Genomic DNA, 2996 nt, shown 5'->3' with positions numbered 1-2996 from the left:
TCATGCTCGGCTGCGTAGTGCTGCCGCACGGCCGCGACCAGAGTGAGAAAAGCGAATACGGCGGCGAAGGCCGCATCCTCGCCCACCGCCTCGGCGAGCGGCAGCCACTCGCCGTAGCGCAGGTGGTACGCCGCCCGGAACGCCGCGCCGTCGGCGAAGACCTCGCAGCAGCGGAGCCCGGCCAGGACGAGCGCGACGTCGTCCGGGTGGTGCGGCGAGGGATGGTCGATGATCGTCACGCCCGGCAGCGCGGCGAGACGGTCGCGGCTGGACTGGTCTATGGGGAAGAAAGCCACTGTCCTGCTCCTCCAAAGCGGGGTGGTGGTCAGGGCCGGGTGGGAGGTTGCCGCCTCCAGCTCGGCCCGCTTCGCTGCTTCTGGCGAAGCATAGGCATAATACTATTCGGTACTGAGTGGGGTGCATTAAGCTATGATGCGCCATCAATTTGTACTTTACTCCGGTTGCGAAGCGGACCGCAGCGCTCAACTGTGGAACTGTATTCACTCGAATGCACATGAGAGGACGGTAAGAGGAGCAGTTTTACTTCCGGTTACCACTTCAGCTTATCGGTGGATACTGGAGGCAAGGGACTACTCGATTGCACGGCCCCACCACTTTCCCCGACCGGTGGTCCGCCGCAGCCGTTCTCCCCCTTTCCACGTTCCGCGCGAGGGCAGCCGGCACCGAAGCCAGGACAGGTTGGCCGGACGGTTCAGGCGTCCCCGCAACCGGCGTGGTCCCGCCGTGTTCCGGCCGCGCGGGGGTGCACCCGTGTCGGCCAGGACGGCCGCACACTGCGTCGGATCCTGCGGGAGGGGTTCCATGTCAGAGATGGGCGAGGCACCGCTCAGCGGGCGCGACCTGCTGCTGGAACTGCTGCTCGACCGGCTTGACGCCGCCGGGGGCGCGGCGATGGCTGCCGAGGAGGCAGACTTCGCCGCTCAGCTAGCGGCCCTGGAACGCCGACTAGCCGCCCTGTCCGAGGCCGACACGCTCGGCCCGGGGAGCGCGGTCAAGGCTGGCGATCCGCGCCGCCCGGCGCCAACCTAGGTACGATGACGCAATCACCCGACCACCTCGATCTCTCCACGACCGAGCGCGACCTGATCCGGCGCGAGTTCTGCCAGCGCTTCGGCCAGGACCCCTCGCTTACCGAGGGCTTCTTCCTGCGCTGCTGGCGCACGGGCCCCAAGGCCGGCCAGCCCAAGGTGCCGAAGGCCATGGGGGGCCTGATCGCCCGCGGGCTGGTGGAGGTGTCGTCCAAGGCACCCAACATCCTCGGCACGCGCGCCTACTTCACCCCAGCCGGGCTGGATGCGCTGCGAGCACTGCTGCAGGACCGCCGCGCCATGGACCCGGCGCGCTTCGGCCACCTCCGGCGCGAACTCGGGCTCGACCCGTCCGACGGGGATGGGACGGCGTAACGCACTCAAGCCGATCAGCCCTGCCCGTCGCTCTTTCTGAAGACGCGCCGTGCCGCAAGCTCCGCGACCAGGCGTGTGGGGCGAGCCAGTAGCTGAGGGGCCGGTTGCAACTCCCACGCGCTCCGGGCCCACGGCCGAACATCGCAGCGACCGCCGACGCCATCGCGTGTTGATCCTTCATGTCGGTCCTGCTCACCGCCCTCCTCGGGGTCATTCTGATCGTGCTCGCCCTGCAGGACGCCTTCGAGGTCATGCTTCTGCCCCGACGCGTCTACCGCCGCGTGCGCCTGGTGCGCCTCTACGTTAAGGCGACCTGGGCGGTGTGGTCCGCCCCCGCGCGTCACAGGCCGCCGAGCCGGAGCCTGGAGGCGTGGCTCGCTGCCCACGGGCCGCTCTCCCTGGTGCTGCTCTTCGTGCTGTGGTCGGCCGTCCTGATCCTCGGCTTCGGCCTGCTGCAATGGGCACTGCAAGTACGAGATGACATTCGAGGGGTGTCCCTCGGCGAGCAGATGTACATGAGCGGGGCAACCTTCTTCACGCTCGGCTACGGCGACGTGGTGCCGCACACCAGCGCCTCGCGTCTGCTCGGCGTGGTCGAGGCAGGAACCGGCTTCGGTCTGATCGCGGTGGTGATTGGCTACCTGCCCGTCCTGTACCAGCTCTTTTCTCGTCGTGAATCCCATGTGATCCGGCTTGATGCCCGAGCCGGCACGCCGCCGCTTGCCACAACGCTGCTCTGCCGCCACGTGGAGGGAAGGCAAAGGCGATGCTACGGGGCGGTGAAGCTTTCGAGGCAAGGTGGGCTGCCGCGCGGACACGCCAGCAGATGCGCGCCGAGCTTGGCGAAGTCTGTGCAGTGGGCGCAATGACACGGCGGGCCGGCGCCTTTCCAACCTCCACGAAGCTCCGCTACGCTTAGCCAAGGCAACCAAGGCGGACCACGAGCGTCCGCAAGGAGACGCATTATGGATGACGTGACGATCCGCCCAGCCGCTGCGCGGGTTACCAAGACCGCGCCGGCCGAGAACTTCACCGGGACCGTGCTGCAGGACGCTTACGCCGCGCCGACAGACGCCTCGCGCACCAGCGCTACGCTAGTGACCTTCGCACCAGGCGCGCGCACCAATTGGCACACGCACAAGACTCGGCAGGTGCTGGTGTGCACCTCGGGGACCGGGATGGTGGAGGTGCGCGGCAAGGCGCCACAAATCCTGCACGCGGGCGATGTCGTCGAGGTGCCGCCGGGCTTGGTGCATTGGCACGGCGCGGTGGTGGGGCATCTGTTCTCCCACATCTCCTTCCTTGAGATCGAAGGCCCAGACAACAACAGCTGGATGGAGCCAGTGCACGAGGCGCACTACCAATCAGTGGCGGTCACCCCGAAGGCATAAGGATCCCGCGGACGCGGCCCGTCGGTGCCGCTTCACTGTCCGTGAGGGGCTCTTCGCAGCCGCCGCAAGCCGACGCTGCATGGGGGCGCGGGACTTCGGGCGGCACGGGATCGCGGTGAATGTCATGCAGCCTGGGCGGATCGACGCCCCTGGGATTCACTGGGTTGTGCCAGGCGCTGAC

5 protein-coding genes are annotated in these 2996 nt (G+C 67.9%); 4 read left to right on the top strand and 1 reads right to left on the bottom strand.

The genetic code is table 11. The annotated features are described in order from the left end of the window. Window positions 1-296, bottom strand: a 296-nt coding sequence (locus tag Q7A36_RS39170) for a hypothetical protein (RefSeq protein ID WP_305109205.1), incomplete at its 3' end; no start/stop codon positions are given. A 526-nt stretch (window positions 297-822) separates the two neighbouring features. On the opposite strand from Q7A36_RS39170, the gene Q7A36_RS39165 reads away from it, so the two are divergent. The 4 genes from Q7A36_RS39165 to Q7A36_RS39150 all read left to right on the top strand — a co-directional run bounded on the left by Q7A36_RS39165 (window position 823) and on the right by Q7A36_RS39150 (window position 2815). Next, entirely contained in the window at window positions 823-1050 is a 228-nt protein-coding gene (locus Q7A36_RS39165) for a hypothetical protein (RefSeq protein WP_305109204.1), read from the top strand. A 5-nt stretch (window positions 1051-1055) separates the two neighbouring features. Next, window positions 1056-1424, top strand: a complete 369-nt coding sequence (locus Q7A36_RS39160) for a hypothetical protein (protein WP_305109203.1) — start codon at window positions 1056-1058, stop codon at window positions 1422-1424. A 179-nt stretch (window positions 1425-1603) separates the two neighbouring features. Then, window positions 1604-2293, top strand: coding sequence for a potassium channel family protein (locus tag Q7A36_RS39155; protein ID WP_305109202.1), 690 nt, complete (start codon window positions 1604-1606; stop codon window positions 2291-2293). Window positions 2294-2389: 96 nt separating this feature from the next. Beyond that, window positions 2390-2815 (top strand): cupin domain-containing protein, encoded by a 426-nt coding sequence (locus Q7A36_RS39150; RefSeq protein WP_305109201.1) that lies wholly within the window; start codon window positions 2390-2392, stop codon window positions 2813-2815. The last annotated feature ends 181 nt before the right edge of the window (window positions 2816-2996 follow it).

Source organism: Paracraurococcus lichenis (genome assembly GCF_030657435.1).
GTDB classification, from domain to species: domain Bacteria; phylum Pseudomonadota; class Alphaproteobacteria; order Acetobacterales; family Acetobacteraceae; genus Paracraurococcus; species Paracraurococcus lichenis.
The sequence above is the reverse complement of the archived record's forward strand: the minus strand, read 5'-3'. Positions and strand labels throughout refer to the sequence as shown.